The organism is Caldicellulosiruptor diazotrophicus, from assembly GCF_017347585.1.
Taxonomy (GTDB): domain Bacteria; phylum Bacillota; class Thermoanaerobacteria; order Caldicellulosiruptorales; family Caldicellulosiruptoraceae; genus Caldicellulosiruptor; species Caldicellulosiruptor diazotrophicus.
In genome coordinates, this window is sequence record NZ_AP024480.1 from 818,365 (window position 1) to 836,056 (window position 17,692).

20 protein-coding genes are annotated in these 17,692 nt (G+C 35.1%); all 20 read left to right on the forward strand.

The window, feature by feature from the left end; all coding sequences use genetic code 11:
* The first annotated feature begins 39 nt into the window (after positions 1-39).
* Complete coding sequence (locus CaldiYA01_RS03670; protein WP_207181475.1) at positions 40-213, forward strand: small, acid-soluble spore protein, alpha/beta type; 174 nt, start codon at positions 40-42, stop codon at positions 211-213.
* A gap of 143 nt (positions 214-356) precedes the next feature.
* Entirely contained in the window at positions 357-1,340 is a 984-nt protein-coding gene (gene gpr / locus CaldiYA01_RS03675) for a GPR endopeptidase (protein WP_207181477.1), read from the forward strand.
* Positions 1,341-1,440: 100 nt separating this feature from the next.
* On the forward strand, positions 1,441-2,574 hold the full coding sequence (gene spoIIP / locus CaldiYA01_RS03680) for a stage II sporulation protein P (protein WP_207181479.1): 1,134 nt from the start codon (positions 1,441-1,443) through the stop codon (positions 2,572-2,574).
* A gap of 8 nt (positions 2,575-2,582) precedes the next feature.
* The gene (locus CaldiYA01_RS03685; RefSeq protein ID WP_238480586.1) at positions 2,583-2,897 is read left to right on the forward strand and encodes a hypothetical protein; all 315 of its coding nucleotides are present in this window, start codon (positions 2,583-2,585) and stop codon (positions 2,895-2,897) included.
* Between the two features lie 52 nt (positions 2,898-2,949).
* Positions 2,950-3,513 (forward strand): hypothetical protein, encoded by a 564-nt coding sequence (locus CaldiYA01_RS03690; protein WP_207181484.1) that lies wholly within the window; start codon positions 2,950-2,952, stop codon positions 3,511-3,513.
* A gap of 53 nt (positions 3,514-3,566) precedes the next feature.
* Complete coding sequence (xerD, locus tag CaldiYA01_RS03695) at positions 3,567-4,442, forward strand: site-specific tyrosine recombinase XerD (protein ID WP_207181486.1); 876 nt, start codon at positions 3,567-3,569, stop codon at positions 4,440-4,442.
* A gap of 93 nt (positions 4,443-4,535) precedes the next feature.
* Positions 4,536-5,900 carry a MurT ligase domain-containing protein gene (locus CaldiYA01_RS03700; RefSeq protein ID WP_207181488.1) on the forward strand — a complete coding sequence of 455 codons (1,365 nt, stop codon included), beginning with the start codon at positions 4,536-4,538 and terminating at the stop codon, positions 5,898-5,900.
* Positions 5,881-6,609 carry a type 1 glutamine amidotransferase gene (locus CaldiYA01_RS03705; RefSeq protein WP_207181490.1) on the forward strand — a complete coding sequence of 243 codons (729 nt, stop codon included), beginning with the start codon at positions 5,881-5,883 and terminating at the stop codon, positions 6,607-6,609. Before CaldiYA01_RS03700 ends, CaldiYA01_RS03705 begins: the two co-directional genes overlap by 20 nt.
* Positions 6,610-6,780: 171 nt before the next feature.
* Positions 6,781-7,803: a BMP family lipoprotein gene (locus CaldiYA01_RS03710; RefSeq protein ID WP_207181491.1), complete on the forward strand. Its 1,023-nt coding sequence runs from the start codon at positions 6,781-6,783 to the stop codon at positions 7,801-7,803.
* A 103-nt stretch (positions 7,804-7,906) separates the two neighbouring features.
* Positions 7,907-8,641 (forward strand): S-methyl-5'-thioadenosine phosphorylase, encoded by a 735-nt coding sequence (locus CaldiYA01_RS03715; protein ID WP_207181493.1) that lies wholly within the window; start codon positions 7,907-7,909, stop codon positions 8,639-8,641.
* Between the two features lie 19 nt (positions 8,642-8,660).
* Entirely contained in the window at positions 8,661-10,172 is a 1,512-nt protein-coding gene (locus CaldiYA01_RS03720; protein ID WP_207181495.1) for an ABC transporter ATP-binding protein, read from the forward strand.
* 6 nt (positions 10,173-10,178) lie between these two features.
* Entirely contained in the window at positions 10,179-11,252 is a 1,074-nt protein-coding gene (locus CaldiYA01_RS03725; protein ID WP_207182717.1) for an ABC transporter permease, read from the forward strand.
* Between the two features lie 2 nt (positions 11,253-11,254).
* The gene (locus CaldiYA01_RS03730) at positions 11,255-12,184 is read left to right on the forward strand and encodes an ABC transporter permease (protein WP_207181497.1); all 930 of its coding nucleotides are present in this window, start codon (positions 11,255-11,257) and stop codon (positions 12,182-12,184) included.
* A 20-nt stretch (positions 12,185-12,204) separates the two neighbouring features.
* On the forward strand, positions 12,205-12,936 hold the full coding sequence (locus tag CaldiYA01_RS03735; RefSeq protein ID WP_207181499.1) for a GntR family transcriptional regulator: 732 nt from the start codon (positions 12,205-12,207) through the stop codon (positions 12,934-12,936).
* A 3-nt stretch (positions 12,937-12,939) separates the two neighbouring features.
* Positions 12,940-13,356: a cytidine deaminase gene (gene cdd / locus CaldiYA01_RS03740; protein WP_207181501.1), complete on the forward strand. Its 417-nt coding sequence runs from the start codon at positions 12,940-12,942 to the stop codon at positions 13,354-13,356.
* A gap of 50 nt (positions 13,357-13,406) precedes the next feature.
* Positions 13,407-13,577: a XapX domain-containing protein gene (locus tag CaldiYA01_RS03745; RefSeq protein ID WP_207181503.1), complete on the forward strand. Its 171-nt coding sequence runs from the start codon at positions 13,407-13,409 to the stop codon at positions 13,575-13,577.
* Positions 13,578-13,595: 18 nt separating this feature from the next.
* The gene (locus CaldiYA01_RS03750) at positions 13,596-14,921 is read left to right on the forward strand and encodes a pyrimidine-nucleoside phosphorylase (RefSeq protein ID WP_207181505.1); all 1,326 of its coding nucleotides are present in this window, start codon (positions 13,596-13,598) and stop codon (positions 14,919-14,921) included.
* 21 nt (positions 14,922-14,942) lie between these two features.
* Entirely contained in the window at positions 14,943-15,605 is a 663-nt protein-coding gene (deoC, locus tag CaldiYA01_RS03755; protein ID WP_207181507.1) for a deoxyribose-phosphate aldolase, read from the forward strand.
* A gap of 41 nt (positions 15,606-15,646) precedes the next feature.
* Complete coding sequence (locus tag CaldiYA01_RS03760) at positions 15,647-16,816, forward strand: phosphopentomutase (protein ID WP_207181509.1); 1,170 nt, start codon at positions 15,647-15,649, stop codon at positions 16,814-16,816.
* A gap of 17 nt (positions 16,817-16,833) precedes the next feature.
* Positions 16,834-17,652, forward strand: a complete 819-nt coding sequence (locus tag CaldiYA01_RS03765; protein ID WP_207181511.1) for a purine-nucleoside phosphorylase — start codon at positions 16,834-16,836, stop codon at positions 17,650-17,652.
* Positions 17,653-17,692 lie beyond the last annotated feature (40 nt).

The following is a 17,692-nucleotide window of genomic DNA, read 5'->3' on the forward strand; positions in this document are numbered from 1 at the left end:
AAGATATGCGGTGAAAAAACCGCAAGGGGGGCGATTGCCTTGGCAAGACAAAAGATTATGTCAGAGGAATTAAAAATGGAAATAGCAAAAGAACTTGGAGTGTACGACACGGTATCGAAGTACGGTTGGGGAGAAGTAAAATCACGCGACTGTGGTAATATTGTCAGAAAAGCTATCGAGATGGCAGAAAAAGCCTTGAAAGAAAAGCAATAACCCCCCTGAAAATAAAAAGAGGGGGCTGCAAGGGTATAATCTTGCAGTTCCCTTTTAACATACATTCATTTTTGGTTAAATGAATTCAAAAGTGAAAATAATAATGTGTAGGAAAAAGTTTCAAGAGAAAGGCGGGAAAAAGAATGTTTAAAATTCAAACAGACCTTGCACTTGAAACAAGAGAACTTGTCCAAAAAGGACTTGGAAGAGAGATAGAAGGTGTTGAGGTTGAAGAGAGAAAAGAGTTTGAGGATAAAATTAAAATCACTAAGGTCAAGATTAACTCTATAAAAGGTGAAGCAATCTTGCAAAAGCCTATAGGAAATTATATCACTATCGAAGCTGATGGGCTGCGTGATGAAGATTTTGAGGTACAGGAACAAGTTTCAAAGGTCTTAGCTGACCAGCTTGAAAGCTTAATAAATGTGTCACAAAAATCTACCGTACTTGTTGTTGGACTTGGCAACTGGAATGTCACGCCCGACTCTTTAGGGCCCAAAGTGGTGTCAAAGGTGTTGATTACACGTCATTTGTTTGAATTTGTTCCCGACAAGATAAAAGACAGACGAGTACGTTCTGTTTGTGCAATATCGCCAGGTGTTTTAGGTATAACTGGAATCGAAACCAGTGAAATAATAAGCGGTATAGTTCAGAGAATACACCCTGATTTAATAATTGCAATTGACGCACTTGCTTCACGAAGACTTGAAAGGATATCAACTGCTATCCAGATAACAGATACAGGTATTGTTCCTGGATCGGGTATTGGAAATGAAAGAAAAGGTATCACAAAAGATACAGTTGGTGTTCCTGTTGTGGCAATTGGTGTTCCTATGGTGGTTGATGCAGCAATTATTGCAAATGATGCCATAGACCTTCTGCTTGAAAGACTTAAAAATGAAACAGACAGGTCATCGCCGCTTTATATGCTTTTAGAGAGTATTCCCGATGAAGACAGGTTTAATCTTATTAAAGAAGTTATATTCCCTTACTATGGGAATCTTTTTGTAACGCCGAAAGACATCGACAGGATTGTTGAAAATATTTCGACTGTTATAGCCGATGGAATAAATAAGGCAATTCATCCGGAAGTAAAAGAGAATGAAGAGTACAGATATGTAAATTGAATGAGTTGTAATAAAAGTGGGGACTGAAGAATAAGAATTTTAAAAGAAAGTTTTTAGAATAATATCAAAAGTTTTAAAAAGGAGTTTTGAATAATTTAAAATGGTGAAGGTTTTTGATTTTAAAAGGATAGTATTGGTAACCACTATACTTTTTGTGTTTGGTGTTGGCTTTTTAGTTGAAAGATTAATCTTTTTAAATCAAACAGCCACAACTCTGCTTTTCAGGTACTCAAAAGAGATTATTTCATGCAATATACCCATTTTTTCTGACCATTTTGTAAGTGAGGCTTTTAAAATTGAGAACATAGTAAGATTTTCTTATCCAATGTTTACAGAAATAAACTTTCGAGAAGCTGCAAATACAGCTGTATATGAAGATGATGCTATTGTGATAAATTACAACCAGCAAATCCAAGAAGAGAAGAAAAATGGTCAAGCTCAAAGTCAGGATGAAAACATCGAATTTCAGAAATACTTTGAAAATAGTTCCCAAAAGTTAGGAACATACAACAAAATAGAGATTATAAATCAGACAGACTATAAAGTTGATGCCAATGAACTTTTGATGACCAAATTCAAAATTTTCAATGGGGAAAAACCTTCCATCTTAATTTACCATACTCACACAACAGAAAGTTACAATACCTTTTCCCAAAAACTTGTATACACTTCTGGTACAACAGATAGAACACTTGATTTTAATTACAATGTTGTGAGAGTAGGGGAAGAGCTGAAGAGGATTTTGGAGAAACAGTATGGTTATAAGGTTTTTCACAGCAAAGAGATAAACGATTATCCAGAATACAAGGGCTCTTATGCACGATCATTAAAAGTTATGGAGAAATATAAAAGTAAACATCCTGATATAAAAGTTTTTATAGATTTGCACAGGGATGCTATTGGAAACGGTTCAAATAAGGTGAAAGTTTCAACAATTGCGTTTGGATATGAGGTTGCAAAGGTTATGCTTGTTGTGGGGACAGACAAGCTTGGGCTTTATCATCCGTTTTGGCGACAGAACCTTTTATTTGCTGTGCATCTTCAAAAGAATCTCAAAAAAATATGTCCTCAGATTACAAGACCTATAACTCTCTCTGTTGCACGATACAATCAACATATATCGCCATATGCAATAATTATTGAAATTGGTAGTAATGGAAATACATTAGAGGAAGCTTTAAGAAGTTGTCAGATTGTTGCAAAAGCATTGGATGATACCATCATGGGAAGGTGAGTTTTGGTTTGAGAAGAAGCAGATACAGAAGATATTGTGAATACAAAATTTTTATAAGAAAGATAAGAAAAGGGTTAATTTTAATATTTGCTATATTTTTAATCATGTTCTTCACTGTTGAGTTAGGCAAACAAAAGATATTGCCTAACGACAAGTACATCCTCAAAATACTTTTTAGCTATGACAATGTAAATTTGAAATTTGCAAGTGGAAGATTATCAATCAAAGTTAGCAAAAGCTTGCCTAACTGCTTTTATAAGAAAACGAACTATCTCATTTTTAAATCAAAAGGGCATCTATTCTCTTTGGTTGGGAATAATTAAGAAAAGATTGACATATTATTTTACTATAAAATTTGCAAAAGAGAAGATAACTATGAGGACAAGAATAAAACTTTTGGTTGTATTAGTTTCTGTTTTGTATATTCTTAGTATGTTTTTTGGCATAAGATTTTTCTTAGGAATGAACACAAATCAAAAAAGACAATTATCTAACTTTGTATTAATTTCAATAAACAGGGCAAAACAAGGAAATGAAGATTATTGGAAGAATGTTTTAATTTTCTCACTGGGAATGATACTACTTTGTCTCTGCATATGGGGACTTTCTAACCTACATAGATATATGCAGCTTTTGAATGTAGGGGTTATAATATTTAAAGGATTTTCATTTGGGCTTTCTACTGCTATCTTTTTTTACGCGTATAAGTTAAATGGGATTACGTTCTTTTTGTCTTATATACTATTAAAGGAATTGATTGTTTTTATATTTTTGATTATACTTATTTTGTATTCATTTATAGTGTTATTCTTTAAAGATAGAATGGTAAGAATAGACAAAAGGTTATTTACAATTGTAGGAATTATTATAATATTTTTACTATTTGGAATACTTATTATTGACAACATGGTAGCAAAACTTGCTTGTAAGCTAATATAACGTTAATATAGGATGGCAGGAATTTATTTATATATAAGGGGATTTGGGCATAGATGAGCATTATAGAAGTTTTTGGCAATTACCTCCAGAAACAAAATAAATTTTCACAGAATACTATAAGTTCGTATTTACGAGATGCCAAAAAATATATAGAGTTTTTAGATAGCATAAAAATAAAACTTGAAAATACTTCTCAGGCAACCTTAATAGCATACATTATCAGTATGCAAAAAGCTGGGAAATCAAACAGCACTATTGCACGAGCAATTGTGTCATTAAAAATCTTTTATGAATTTCTAAAAATACAAAATATTGTTGATATTGGGAAAATTGAGATTGAACCTCCGAAACTTGAAAAAAACCCACCTCAGATACTTACAAAAGATGAGGTGGAAAGGCTTCTTTCATGTCCGAAAGAGGATGATATTAAAGGGATTAGAGACAAAGCAATGCTTGAACTTTTGTATGCAACAGGTATCAGGGTAAGCGAACTTATAAATCTCAATCTTGACGATATTAATCTTGAGCATGGGTATATTATTTGCAAAAATAAGAAAAGAGATAGGGTTATTCCTATTGGTTCGTACGCTATTTCGGCAGTGGAGAAGTATTTGCGTCATTCACGACCCTACCTTGCAAAAAGTAAAGATGAAGAGGCTCTTTTTTTGAACTTTAGCGGAGAAAGAATGACCAGACAGGGATTTTGGAAGATAGTAAAGTTCTATGCACAAAATGCGAGGATAGAAAAAGAAATAACACCGCATATACTCAGACATTCCTTTGCTACTCATTTAATTGAAAATGGTGCAGATGTGAGGGCTGTTCAGCAAATGCTTGGTCATGCTGATATTTCAACAACACAGAAATACCTTCAAGTTGCAAATATTAAGCTTAAAGAAGTGTATCAAAAAACTCATCCACGTGCCTAAAATTAAATTTTTTATTTTGAAAATACGTAGGGCAAGGCAGTGCCTTGCTTTTTATATTTTACAAATCTTTTCAGAAAGTAGGGGATGAGATAATTGAAAAATTTAAAACTTTATGTTGCTATTTTACTTGGAATGATGTTTAAACTTATCCTAAAACTTTTTGGAAAAGATGCAACAAGCGCTCCAGGTAAGATTGCCTTAAAGATTTATCCAAAAATTATAAAAGAAATTGATAAAAGGTGCAAATTGAAGATACTTATCTCGGGTACAAATGGGAAGACAACAACAAACAACATAATAAACTGGTTAATTGCGGACGATAGAGTTGTTCTTTCTAATTTAAAGGGTTCAAACATGGCAAACGGGATTGTAAGTGCTTTTATAAATAATCTAAAGTCAAATTATGATATTGCATGTTTTGAAGTTGATGAAGGCTCCCTGCCAATTGTAACAAGATACTTAAAACCAGACATATTTGTTACAACCAATGTGTTCAGAGACCAGCTTGACAGATATGGTGAACTTGACAGAGTAAAGGAGCTGATTTTAAACCATATTGGACAGGCTATCGCTATAATAAACGCAGATGATCCAAACTTAGCAAGTTTTAGTGGCGTAAAAAGGGTGTTTTATAGTGTTGATGAGAACATGTTTAGTCGAAGAACTAATGTTACATTGGATTCGCGCTTCTGTCCTATTTGCAATGCCAAGCTTGAATATTCATTTTATAATGTTGGACATCTTGGCAAATATGAATGTTTGATGTGTGGTTATAGGAATCCTGAAAGCCGGTTTGTAATTACAAATATAAGAGAAGACTTAACCGGGTTTGTTTTTGATTTTGTTGACAGAGAGACAGGTATAAACATTGAGAATATAAAATGGAAAATGGGTGGAGTTTATAATCTATACAATGTATGTGCAGCTATTTCAGTAGCAATGATTATTGGGATTGATAAAGAAAAAATAAGAGAAAGAATTGAAACATTTGAAAACAGACTTGGTCGATTAGAAAAGAAAGAAGTTGGTGACAAAGATGTAATAATATCGCTCGTAAAAAATCCTATAGGCATGAGCGAGACATTAAATGTAATTAGTCAGGATCCTGATCCTAAGGTTATTGTGTTTATACTGAACGACAATGCTGCAGATGGCAGGGATATTTCATGGATTTGGGATGCTGATTTTGATATCTTGTGTAAAATAGAAAATATCAAAGCTTTGTATTTTAGCGGAAAGAGGAAAGAAGATATGGCCTTGAGAGTAAAATACAGCGAATTTGTACTTTCTAATTTTGAGTTTATTGACTACAAAGAAGAATTAAACTGTGTTTTTGATCAAAATGATATAAAGAAAATCTATATTCTTCCAACATACACTGCTCTTTTTGAAGTTAGAAAAATAGTAGATAACCTTTCAAAAAAGGATGGGATAAAAAATGGAAATAAACATTGTTAATATGTTCCCTGAGGTTTTGAACTTGTACGGTGATAGAGGCAACATTATATGTCTTCAGAAAAGATCTGTTTGGAGAGGAATTAAAGCAAATGTGTTTGAATATACGTTGGGTGCAAACCAAGAAATCCTGAAAGATGCTGATATAATTTTACTTGGTGGGGCATCAGATAGAGAACAATCTATTGTATATTCACATCTTTTGAGTTTGAGAGGGCTTATTAAAGACCTTATTGAAGATGGAGTGGTTGTACTTGCAATCTGTGGTGGATATCAACTCTTAGGAGAGGCTTATATTGATGCAAACGGTAGAGTAATAAAAGGTCTTCATCTTTTGGACTTTGTAACAAAAGCTGAGGGAAAAAGACTTATTGGTAACATTATAATCGAAACAAGCTTGGATGTTTTTCCAAAAACAGTTGTGGGATATGAAAATCATGGTGGAAGAACCTATCATAATTATCAACCTTTTGGCAAGGTATTAAAAGGTTATGGTAACAACGGGAAGGATGGGTTTGAAGGGCTGATTTATAAAAATGTCATAGGTACCTATCTGCACGGACCACTTCTCCCAAAAAATCCGCATATTGCGGACTTTATGATAAAAAAAGCTCTTGAAAGAAAGTATACTTTAGATAACTTAGAATTTCAAAAATTAGACGATACATTAGAGTATTTAGCTCACAATAGGGTAAAAGAATTGTATATGTAAAACAAAGATTGAGAAAAAAGGCTGCAATTTAGAGGCAGCCTTTTATAATTATAATTCACAAATTTATAAATTTTCATATTGACTTTTTTGAACATATATTATAAAATAGTAATGTCAGATGTCAGATGTTAGATGTCTGACATCTAAAAATATAAAAGGAGGTTGCTTTTTATGAAGAGAAGTTTATATGCAGTTTTAAGTCTTGTTGTAATTGTAGCTCTTTTATTAAGCTTAAATGTATCTTGGAATATGGTAAATGGCTCTACATCACAAAAAACTTTTAAAGTAGGGCTTGTAACTGATGTAGGTGGTGTAAATGACAGAAGTTTCAACCAGTCTGCATATGAGGGGATGAAAAAGGCCGAAAAAGAACTCAAAATCAAAACAACTCTTATTCAGTCTAAGCAGATGACAGACTACATTCCGAATCTACAAAAGCTTGCTAAAGCAAATTATGATTTGATTATTGCTGTTGGTTTTATGATGCACGATGCAGTTGTCACAGTTGCAAAACAGTTCCCAAAGACAAAATTTTTAATTATCGACTCTGAGATTTCTGACCTTCCTAATGTGGCCTCAGCTATGTTCAGAGAGGAACAAGCAGGTTATTTAGCTGGTGTTGCTGCAGCCTTACTTGAGAAAGCCAAGTTTGGCAAAACAACTGGAAAGAATGTATTTGGAGTTGTAGGTGGTATGAAGATTCCACCTGTTGATAGATACATTGCAGGTTTTAAAGCTGGTGTATTGAGTGAGATTCCAAAAGCAAAGGTTATAATTAAGTACACTGGTAAATTTGATGACCCAGCATCAGGAAAACAAGTAGCCCTTTCAGAAATTTCAGAAGGTGCTGACTTTGTGTTCCAAGTTGCAGGTCAGACAGGGCTTGGTGTTATCCAGGCTGCAAAAGAAAAAGGAATTTATGCAATTGGTGTTGACTCAGACCAAAGCTATGTTGCACCAACCACTGTTGTTACCTCTGCGATGAAGAGAGTTGATGTTGCGACATATAGCGTTATAAAAGATACATTAAATAAAAAATTCAAAAGTGGTGTAATTTACTTTGATTTAAAAAACAATGGTGTTGGACTTGCTCCTTTTATGAAAGGTGTTCCAAAGAATGTGAGTGATAAAATAAACAAGATAATTTCTGATATAAAAGCTGGTAAGATAAAGATACCAACAGAAGTAAAGTAGTTCCATATACATTTTAAAGGCCTGCTGACAATATGAAATATCACAGCAGGCCTTTTAACAATACGCAAGTTTGTAATACAAATAGAGAGGAGTTCTAATCCACATGATAGGTATAATAGGTGGTTCTGGATTTTACTCTTTTCTGGAAAATTTTAAGGAAATCGAGATGGAAACACCTTATGGTAAACCAAGTGATAAAATAGCAATTTCCATGGTGGAAGGAAAAGAAGTTGCGTTTATTCCGAGACATGGTAAAAAGCATATTTATCCCCCACACAAAGTTCCATACAAAGCAAACATATATGCATTAAAACAACTTGGTGTTGACAGGATTATATCCACAACAGCTTGTGGGAGTCTAAAAAAAGAAATTTCACCAGGTGATTTCGTGATTGTTGACCAATTTGTTGACAGAACATGGGGACGAGAGGACACATTTTCGGATATTGGAAATGTAAAGCACACCTCAATGGCACAGCCTTATGATGAGCAGATGAGAGAAATTGCAATTAATGTTTTAGAAGAACTTGGATATAGATTTCATAAAAAAGGTACATGTGTAGTTATTCAGGGACCGCGATTTTCTACTTTAGCTGAGAGCAGATGGTATTCTAAAATGGGATTTGACGTTATTGGAATGACTCAATATCCTGAAGTTGTTTTGGCAAATGAACTTGGAATAAAGTATTTAAATGTAACTCTTGTGACGGACTATGATGCGGGTTTAGAAGATGACCCGGGTGTAAAACCTGTTTCGCATGAAGAGGTTTTGAGAGTGTTTTCAGAAAATATAGAAAAGCTAAAAAAGGTTGTCATTGAAATAATAAAAAGAATATAAAGACAGGTGGGACAGGGATATGGAGTATATTTTGCAAATCAAAGGTATTTCTAAGAGGTTTGGTAATATTCAAGCAAACGATAATGTGTATTTAGATGTTAAAAAAGGTGAGGTACATGCCATACTTGGAGAAAATGGTGCTGGAAAGTCTACTTTAATGAATATAATCTATAGTCTTTATACTCCTGATTCTGGTGAGATATATTTTGAAGGGCAAAAACTTGAGGTCAAAGGACCTCATGAAGCAATTGAAAAAGGAATAGGAATGGTTCATCAGCATTTTATGTTGATACCTGTATTTACGGTGGCTGAAAATATTGTTTTGGGATTTGAGCCAAAAGGTTTTAGGTTTAATGTTCAAGAAGCTGAGAAGAAAATTCTTGAGATTTCGAAGAAATACAATTTAGAAATTGACCCAAAAGCAAAAGTTGGAGATTTAAGTGTAGGTATGCAACAAAGAGTAGAGATATTAAAGGCTTTTTATAGAGATGCAAGGCTTTTGATACTTGATGAACCAACAGCAATGCTAACACCCCAAGAGACAAGAGAGCTTTTTAAAATTATAAATAACCTCAAAGCTCAGGGAATATCCATACTGTTTATAAGCCACAAGCTTGATGAGGTTATGGAAATTTCAGATAGAGTAACTGTTATGAGAAGAGGAAAGACAATAAATACCTTGAATACAAAAGAAACCAACGAACAGGAACTTGCAAATTTGATGGTTGGAAGAGAAGTTAAACTTGTTGTTGAAAAGGCTGAACCAAGGATAGGAGAGACTGTATTAAAGGTTGAAAACCTTTCAGTTAAATTGAAAAACGGTGTTGAAAAGGTCAAAGATGTAAGTTTTGAAATAAGAAGAGGAGAGATTTTTGGCATAGCAGGTGTTGATGGAAACGGTCAAAATGAGCTTGTTGAAGCTATTGTTGGGCTTATTTCATCAACAGGGAAGATAATTTTTAATGGACAGGAGATTCAAAATCTTCCTTCACGCAAACGTTATGAAAAAGGGATTGCTTATATTCCAGCAGATAGGCAGAAGGACGGACTTGTTTTGAACTTTACTGTGGCAGAAAACATTGTGCTCAAAAGATACTACAAAAAACCATATTCTAATAAAGGATTTTTAAATTTCAAGGTTATAACTCTTGAAGCTGATAGACTCATACATGAATTTGATGTGCGTCCACCTGATTACAAGCTGTTTGCAAAGAACCTTTCAGGTGGTAATCAGCAAAAGGTAATCTTGGCAAGGGAGTTTTCAAGCAATCCAGACCTTTTAATTGCTGTCCAGCCAACAAGAGGAATGGATGTGGGAGCTATAGAGTATATCCATAAAAAGCTGATTGAACTTCGAGACAGTGGCAAAGCAATACTACTTGTTTCGTTAGAGCTTGATGAGATTTTGAACCTTTCTGACAGAATTGCTGTTATGTATTCGGGCCGGATTATGGATATTTTGGAAAGTAAAAGTGCAACAAAAGAAGAAATAGGACTTTTGATGATAGGCAAGAAAAAGAAGGAGGCTTAAATTGTGATGGTTAAAAAGGTTTTGCAGAGTATTTTAATGCCGCTTATTGCTATTTTTATATCCATGATAGTAGGTGGAATAGTAATATTAATCACAGCAAAACAAAATCCTATATATGCGTATTTGGCACTTTTTAGCGGCGCTTATGGGAATCTAATGAACTTTGCAACAACCCTGACAAATGCAATACCCCTCATAATAACCGGACTTGGGGTTGCGATAGCATTTTCTTCTGGGCTTTTTAATATTGGTGCCGAAGGACAGTTTTGGATAGGCGCAATTGTTGCAACCTATCTTGGGTACCAGGTAAAAGGTCTTCCGTGGTTTTTACACATTCCATTGATAATTATATGTGCTATGATAGCGGGTGCGCTGTGGGGTGGAGTTGTTCCTGGTCTTGCGAAAGTTTACACTGGTGCTCATGAGGTTATCACAACTATGATGATGAGCTATATAGCCATTTATTTTAGCCACTATTTGTTAGAAGGCGGTCCAATGATGGACAAAGGAACAATACCACAATCACCAGTGATTCAAAACAGTGCAAAGTTAAGTACTTTGGTACCAAATACACAGCTGTCAAGTGGACTTTTCATTGCAATCTTGGCAGTTGTAATAGTATATATTCTCATGTACAAAACGACATTGGGTTACGAACTTAGAGCAGTAGGGTTTAACGTCAAAGCTGCAAAATATGCTGGAATTAATGTTGCTCAAAAACTTGTTTTAGCAATGGGACTTTCTGGGGCATTTGCTGGCCTTGCTGGTGCTGTTCAGATAATGGGTGTGCAGTACAGACTCTATGATAGCTTTACTTCAGGTTATGGTTATACTGCTATAGTTGTTGCACTTCTTGCGAATAACAATCCCATTGGTGTTGTAATAGCAGCACTTTTCCTGGCAGGACTGTCAACAGGTGCACAAGAGATGCAGATGCAAACAAATATCTCTGGTCAGCTTGCCGATGTTGTTGTGGGGCTTATAATATTCTTTATTGCAATTGAAGAGCTTTATAGGATTGTTATTGAAAAAATAAAAAACAGAAAAACAAAGTTACAACCAGTAGGAGGGCAAAAGTAAAGATGAACATACTCCATATTTTTACAAATCCATATTTGTGGGCGTCAACCATTGCAATGGCAGTACCGCTTGCATTTCCGGCAATTGGCGGAACTTTTTCTGAACGAGCTGGCGTTGTCAATATTTCTATGGAAGGAATAATGCTAATTTCGGCATTTGTTTCTGTTGCATTTTCGGCATACTTTCACAATGCATGGCTTGGACTTTTAGCGGGAGTAATCTCTGGTATTTTGGTAGCATATGTATTTGCATGGGCAGCTGCAAAGATGTACGCAAACCAGATAGTCCTTGGTATGGCTTTTAATATATTTGCATCTGGCATTACAGCTTACCTTTTCAATGCTATATATGGACCAGAAGGGACACCTTTTGATACGCCTAAACTTCCTGATGTTAGAATACCTATTATTGATGAGGTTCCTGTAATTGGTCAAATTTTGAGCGGACAAAATGTGATGGTTTATATAATGTTTGTTTTGATAATACTTAGCCAGTGGTTTTTGTTCAAAACAACCATAGGTTTGAGACTAAGAGCCGTTGGCGAAAATCCAGAAGCTGCTGAGACAGCAGGTATTGATGTTGTAAAGATGAAATACTTGGGTGTTATTCTGGGTGGGGCGTTTTCAGCTCTTGGTGGTGCTTATCTTTCAATTGGTGTTTTGAACAGTTTTTCACCTGAGATGTCGTCAGGAAGAGGTTATATAGCTTTGGCTGCTATGATTTTTGGCAAATGGACACCAGTTGGCTCATTCTTAGCATCACTTTTGTTTGGTTTTGCAACAGCTCTGAGCTATACATTGCAAGAATCCTCAATTTCAAAAAACATTATAATGATGTTACCATATGTAGTTACAATATTAGCATTGATTGGAATAGGCGGCAAGAGCGTTGCGCCTGCTGCCGATGGTATTCCTTACAGGCCTAAAAAATAGAAAAAAGGCGGGTGCGAGCAATGGAAAATTTTGAATTAGTAGGATACCCCCAAAGGTATGAGGTTGTGTTGAAGAGATTAAAACAACTCATAGAAGAAAAATTTAAAGAAGGTGACAAACTTCCTTCTGAGCTGGAACTGGCAAGGTTTTTTGGTGTGAGCAGAGCAACACTTAGAGAGGCTTTAAGGATATTAGAAGAAGAAGGATATGTTGTAAGAAAACATGGTGTTGGGACTTTTGTGTCATCACGGCCAATTTTACAATCTGGAATGGAAGAACTTCAGAGTATAACAAAACTAATGGAAAAACAGGGATACAAACCACATACCAAAGATATTGTCGTGACCAAAACCTATCCCAACGCAAAAGAGGCTCATATGCTCAGAATACCATCAACTGAAGAGATTATTAAAATAGAAAGAGTACGACTTGCTGAGAGTATTCCCGTTGTTTATTGTGTTGATAGACTTCCTGCAAAGCTATTTTCATCTGAATTTAAATTTATAGGAGAATCATTATTTGACTATTTAAATGACAAATTGGGAATATATATTGCGTACGCAATCTCTGATATTATTCCAATGCTTGCTGAGAAAAATAATGTGTACAAAAAGCTTGACCTTGAAAAGAATGATGTTGTTCTTTTGCTTGACCAAGTCCATTTTGACCAAAACGACATTCCAATTTTGTATTCTTCGAATTATTTTTCACCCAAGAAGTTCAGATTCTATATTGTACGAAAGAGGGTATAAAAAATGAAGTATTTGGACAAAGTTGATGATACAATTATATATTTTTTGACCTTGGCCCAAGAAGCTCAAAAAAGGGCATATGCACCATATTCGCGTTTCAGGGTTGGTGCAGTAGCTGTTGGAAAAAGTAACAAGGCATATACAGGGTGCAACATAGAAAATGCTTCATATCCACTTTCCATGTGTGCAGAAAGAGTTGCACTTTTTAAAGCGATATCAGAAGGTGAAAGTGAAATAAAAGCTCTTTATATCATTGGTCCAGAAAATGGGCCTATATCGCCATGTGGTGCGTGTAGACAGGTAATATTTGAACTTGCAAAAGATGCCATCATTTATCTTTCAAATCATGATTTGACAAAAATAGTTGAAACTAATATCAAAGAACTTTTGCCATATGGATTTGGATTACAAAAAAGATAAAATTAAGATAAATTAAGTAAGATAATAAGATAGGAGGGCGACTGATAAAGGTGAAATCAATATTACTTTCTTTTATCACAGGGTTTGTTGTCGGTGCTATATTCAGGATTCTTAAGCTTCCAATTCCTGCTCCAAATGCTCTTGCAGGTGTAATGGGTATATTTGGAATATTTTTGGGTTCTGTTTTTGCTAACCAGATTCTCAAGTTTTTAACAAAGTAAAACAAGAAGGTGAAAAGCATGCTGGTAACAGAAATTATTAGGAAAAAAAGAGATGGTGAAATCTTGAGCAAAGAAGAGCTTGAATTTATTGTGAATGGATATGTAAAAGGCGAAATTCCAGACTATCAGATGGCTGCTTTCTTGATGGCTATATATTTTAGAGGGATGTCAAAAGATGAGCTTGTAGAACTTACCATGCTCATGGCAAAATCAGGCAAGATGGTAGACCTCGGCAGTATAGAGGGAATCAAGGTTGACAAACACTCAAGTGGTGGTATTGCTGACACAACAACCCTGGTCTTAATACCACTGGCAGCATCTTGCGGTGTAAAAGTTGCAAAGATGTCAGGACGAGGACTTTCTCACACAGGTGGGACAATTGACAAGTTGGAGTCAATTCCAGGTTTGAAAACAGAGCTTTCAGAAGATGAGTTTATAGAAGCTGTAAATAAAGTTGGTGCGGCAATTGTTGGACAGTCAGAAAGCCTTGTTCCTGCAGACAAAAAGATATATGCTTTAAGAGATGTCACATGTACAGTTGAATCTATACCACTTATAGCATCTTCTATCATGAGCAAAAAGATTGCAGCTGGTAGTGATAAGATAATACTTGATGTGAAATTTGGTAAGGGCGCTTTTATGAAAGAGTATGGAAGGGCAAAAGAACTTGCTAATACTATGGTTGAGATTGGAACTTTGGCAGGAAGAGAAACCATCGCATATGTTACAGATATGAACCAGCCACTTGGTCTTATGATTGGAAACGCTCTTGAGGTTATTGAAGCAATAGAGGTCTTAAAAGGCAGAGGACATGAAGATTTGAAGAATCTTTGTGTTGAATTTGCATCTGAGATGATGATTATCTCTGGAATTGAAAAAGATAAAAAATTAGCACAAGAAAGAATAATTGAGAGCATTGAAAAAGGACATGCTCTTGAAAAGTTTAAAGAAATTATAAAAAACCAAGGTGGGAACCCTGAAATAGTTAACAATTATTCTTTGCTGCCACAAGCAAAATATACTTATGAACTAAAATGCAATGAAGATATGTATATAAAAGACATCGATGCGCTAAAGCTTGGACTTTGTGCGCTAAAACTTGGTGCAGGAAGGCAAAGAAAAGAAGACAGAATTGACTATGCAGTTGGAATTCAACTTTTTGGTAAAATAGGCGACAAAATAGGTAAGAATATGCCGTTTGCTAAAATCTATGCAAATGATGAAAAAAGGCTTGAAGAAGCCATCTTAGATGTGAAAACTGCATTTGAGTTTTCAAAAGCGCCTGTTCCAAAAAGAAAAGTAATATTTGCAAAGATAACGAAAGATAATGTCTTTGAATATTAAAATTACATGGAGGGGAATATGATGACCAGACAAGAAATTGCAAAGTTTATTGACCATACTCTTTTGAGGTCTTCTGCAACACCTGCAGATATAAAAAAAATATGTGATGAGGCTCTGAAATACTCATTTGCCTCTGTTTGTGTGAATCCTTATTATGTAAGATTATGTAAGGAATACTTGAAAGAGTCAAATGTCAAAGTGGCAACTGTGATAGGTTTTCCACTTGGTGCAAACACTCTCAAAACAAAGGTGTTTGAAGCAAAAGAAGCTTTTGAAAATGGTGCTGATGAGATAGATATGGTTATAAATATTGGATCTATGCTAAGTGGTGACACAGATTATGTTTATGAAGAGATAAAAAGTGTTGTTGATGTTGCAAGAGAATATTCAAGTAAAATAGTGAAAGTGATAATAGAAACATCTGAACTTGACGATGAAAAGAAGATCGAAGCATGCAAAATTGTAGCCGAAGCGGGCGCAGATTTTATAAAAACTTCTACAGGGTTTTCTAAAAGCGGTGCAAAGTATGAGGATATTCTCCTTTTGAGAAAAGTTGTAGGAGACAAGTTGAAAATTAAGGCTTCAGGTGGAATTAGAACGTTTGAGGATGCTCTTTTGATGATACAAGCAGGCGCAAGCAGGATAGGTACAAGCAGCGGTGTAGCAATTGTTGGTGGGAAATAAAAATAATCTCAAGTATTTGTTATTGGAGGGAAGATTTTTAAATGAGAGTTATATTAATTGTTCTTGACAGTGTGGGTGTCGGTGCACTTGACGATGCATATCTTTACGGGGATGAAGGGAGTAATACTCTTTCAAATACTTCTTATGTAGTTGGAGGCCTTGAACTTAAGAACTTATATAAACTTGGGATAGGAAACATAACAAGTATAAAAGGTACACCGCCAAATCCTAATCCTATTGGAGTTTTTGGTAAGAGCAGGGAAATGTCAAAGGGCAAGGACACTATAACCGGCCACTGGGAGATAGCTGGTGTTGTGTTAGAGGAACCTTTCAAGACATTTCCAAATGGTTTTCCTGAAGATTTGATTCGTGAATTTGAAAAAAAGATTGGGAGAAAAGTTCTTGGCAACAAAGTTGCATCTGGTACAGAAATAATAAAAGAGCTGGGAGAAGAGCATATAAAAACTGGCTATCCAATTGTTTATACTTCTGCTGACTCTGTATTTCAAATAGCTGCTCACGAAGAAATAATTCCTCTTGAGGAGTTATATAGAATATGCCAGATAGCAAGGCAGCTTCTTGTTGGAAAATATCTTGTTGCCAGGGTAATTGCAAGGCCATTTGTGGGAAAAGATAAAAACAGTTTTGTAAGAACTTATAACAGAAGAGATTTTGCAGTTGAGCCTCCTTATAATACTCTACTTGATAATGTTAAAGAAGCAGGTTTTGAATGTGTGGGAATAGGTAAGATAGAGGATATTTTTGCTAAAAGAGGATTGACAAAGAGTATTCACACAGAAGGAAACATGGACGGAGTTGACAAGACGTTGAAAACAATGGATGAAGTTGATAAAGGATTAATTTTTACAAACCTTGTTGACTATGATATGCTGTATGGTCACAGAAATGACCCTTATGGTTATGCAAAGGCTTTAATAGACTTTGACACAAGGCTTCCCGAAATCATGAAAAAGCTTAAAGAAGATGATATTTTGATAATCACTGCAGACCATGGTTGTGACCCGACAACACCTTCAACAGACCATTCGCGTGAATATGTGCCAATTATTGTATATGGTCAGAATGTTAAAAAAGGACATGACCTTGGAACAAGAAAAAGCTTTGCTGATATTGGTCAGACAATAGCAGAATATTTGAATATAAAACCTTTAAAGTTTGGAGAGAGTTTTTTAAAAATTATGATAAAATAGCTATTGAGGTGATTTTTATGTCGTATTATGAGAAAGTAAAAGAAGCATCAGAGTTTATAAAAGGTAAGATTCCAAGTGTGCCAGAGGTTGCTATTATTCTGGGCAGTGGACTTGGCAACTTTGTTGAGGCAATGGAAGATAGAATTGAGATTAACTATTCAGAGATACCTCATTTTCCTGTGTCTACTGTCAAAGGGCACAAAGGCAACTTGGTTTTTGGAATAGTAAAAGGAAGAAAGGTTTTAGCATTCCAGGGAAGATTTCATCTTTATGAAGGGTATAAGGCTCAAGAGGTTGTAATTGGTGTGAGGGCAGCTGGACTTTTGGGTGTGAAAAACCTAATTGTTACAAACGCGGCAGGGGGAATTTCACCTCTGCTTTCTCCTGGAGACTTGATGGTGATAAAAGACCATATAAATCTTTCAGGTGAAAATCCGGCAATTGGACCTGAAGCAGAGAGATTTGGTGAAAGATTTTTTGATATGACATATGCATATGACAGAGAAATGATTGAAAAAGCAAAAGATGTCTACAAAAAAAATAGAGTTGATTATAAAGAAGGTGTATATGCATTTTTAAAAGGTCCTTCGTATGAAACGCCTTCGGAGATAAAGATGCTAAAAATTATTGGTGCAGATGCTGTTGGTATGTCAACAGTTTTGGAAGTTATTGCAGCACGACAAATGAACATGAGAGTATTTGGAGTTTCATGTATAACAAACATGGCAGCAGGGATTCTTGAAAAAAAACTTTCACATCAAGAGGTCATAGAAGTTACAAAGTTAGTTGAGGAAAAGTTTATAAAAATAATTAGGGATTTGATAGAGATTATTTAAATAAAGAAAGGTAAATACTTAAAAATCCTACACTGCAAAG

What these genes read in the sequence shown, in the direction of transcription:
- gpr (WP_207181477.1), top strand. Translation starts at nt 357, where the DNA reads ATGTTTAAAATTCAAACAGACCTTGCACTTGAAACAAGAGAACTTGTC.
- spoIIP (WP_207181479.1), top strand. Translation starts at nt 1,441, where the DNA reads ATGGTGAAGGTTTTTGATTTTAAAAGGATAGTATTGGTAACCACTATA.
- CaldiYA01_RS03690 (WP_207181484.1), top strand. Translation starts at nt 2,950, where the DNA reads ATGAGGACAAGAATAAAACTTTTGGTTGTATTAGTTTCTGTTTTGTAT.
- xerD (WP_207181486.1), top strand. Translation starts at nt 3,567, where the DNA reads ATGAGCATTATAGAAGTTTTTGGCAATTACCTCCAGAAACAAAATAAA.
- CaldiYA01_RS03705 (WP_207181490.1), top strand. Translation starts at nt 5,881, where the DNA reads ATGGAAATAAACATTGTTAATATGTTCCCTGAGGTTTTGAACTTGTAC.
- CaldiYA01_RS03710 (WP_207181491.1), top strand. Translation starts at nt 6,781, where the DNA reads ATGAAGAGAAGTTTATATGCAGTTTTAAGTCTTGTTGTAATTGTAGCT.
- CaldiYA01_RS03715 (WP_207181493.1), top strand. Translation starts at nt 7,907, where the DNA reads ATGATAGGTATAATAGGTGGTTCTGGATTTTACTCTTTTCTGGAAAAT.
- CaldiYA01_RS03720 (WP_207181495.1), top strand. Translation starts at nt 8,661, where the DNA reads ATGGAGTATATTTTGCAAATCAAAGGTATTTCTAAGAGGTTTGGTAAT.
- CaldiYA01_RS03725 (WP_207182717.1), top strand. Translation starts at nt 10,179, where the DNA reads ATGGTTAAAAAGGTTTTGCAGAGTATTTTAATGCCGCTTATTGCTATT.
- CaldiYA01_RS03730 (WP_207181497.1), top strand. Translation starts at nt 11,255, where the DNA reads ATGAACATACTCCATATTTTTACAAATCCATATTTGTGGGCGTCAACC.
- CaldiYA01_RS03735 (WP_207181499.1), top strand. Translation starts at nt 12,205, where the DNA reads ATGGAAAATTTTGAATTAGTAGGATACCCCCAAAGGTATGAGGTTGTG.
- cdd (WP_207181501.1), top strand. Translation starts at nt 12,940, where the DNA reads ATGAAGTATTTGGACAAAGTTGATGATACAATTATATATTTTTTGACC.
- CaldiYA01_RS03750 (WP_207181505.1), top strand. Translation starts at nt 13,596, where the DNA reads ATGCTGGTAACAGAAATTATTAGGAAAAAAAGAGATGGTGAAATCTTG.
- deoC (WP_207181507.1), top strand. Translation starts at nt 14,943, where the DNA reads ATGACCAGACAAGAAATTGCAAAGTTTATTGACCATACTCTTTTGAGG.
- CaldiYA01_RS03760 (WP_207181509.1), top strand. Translation starts at nt 15,647, where the DNA reads ATGAGAGTTATATTAATTGTTCTTGACAGTGTGGGTGTCGGTGCACTT.
- CaldiYA01_RS03765 (WP_207181511.1), top strand. Translation starts at nt 16,834, where the DNA reads ATGTCGTATTATGAGAAAGTAAAAGAAGCATCAGAGTTTATAAAAGGT.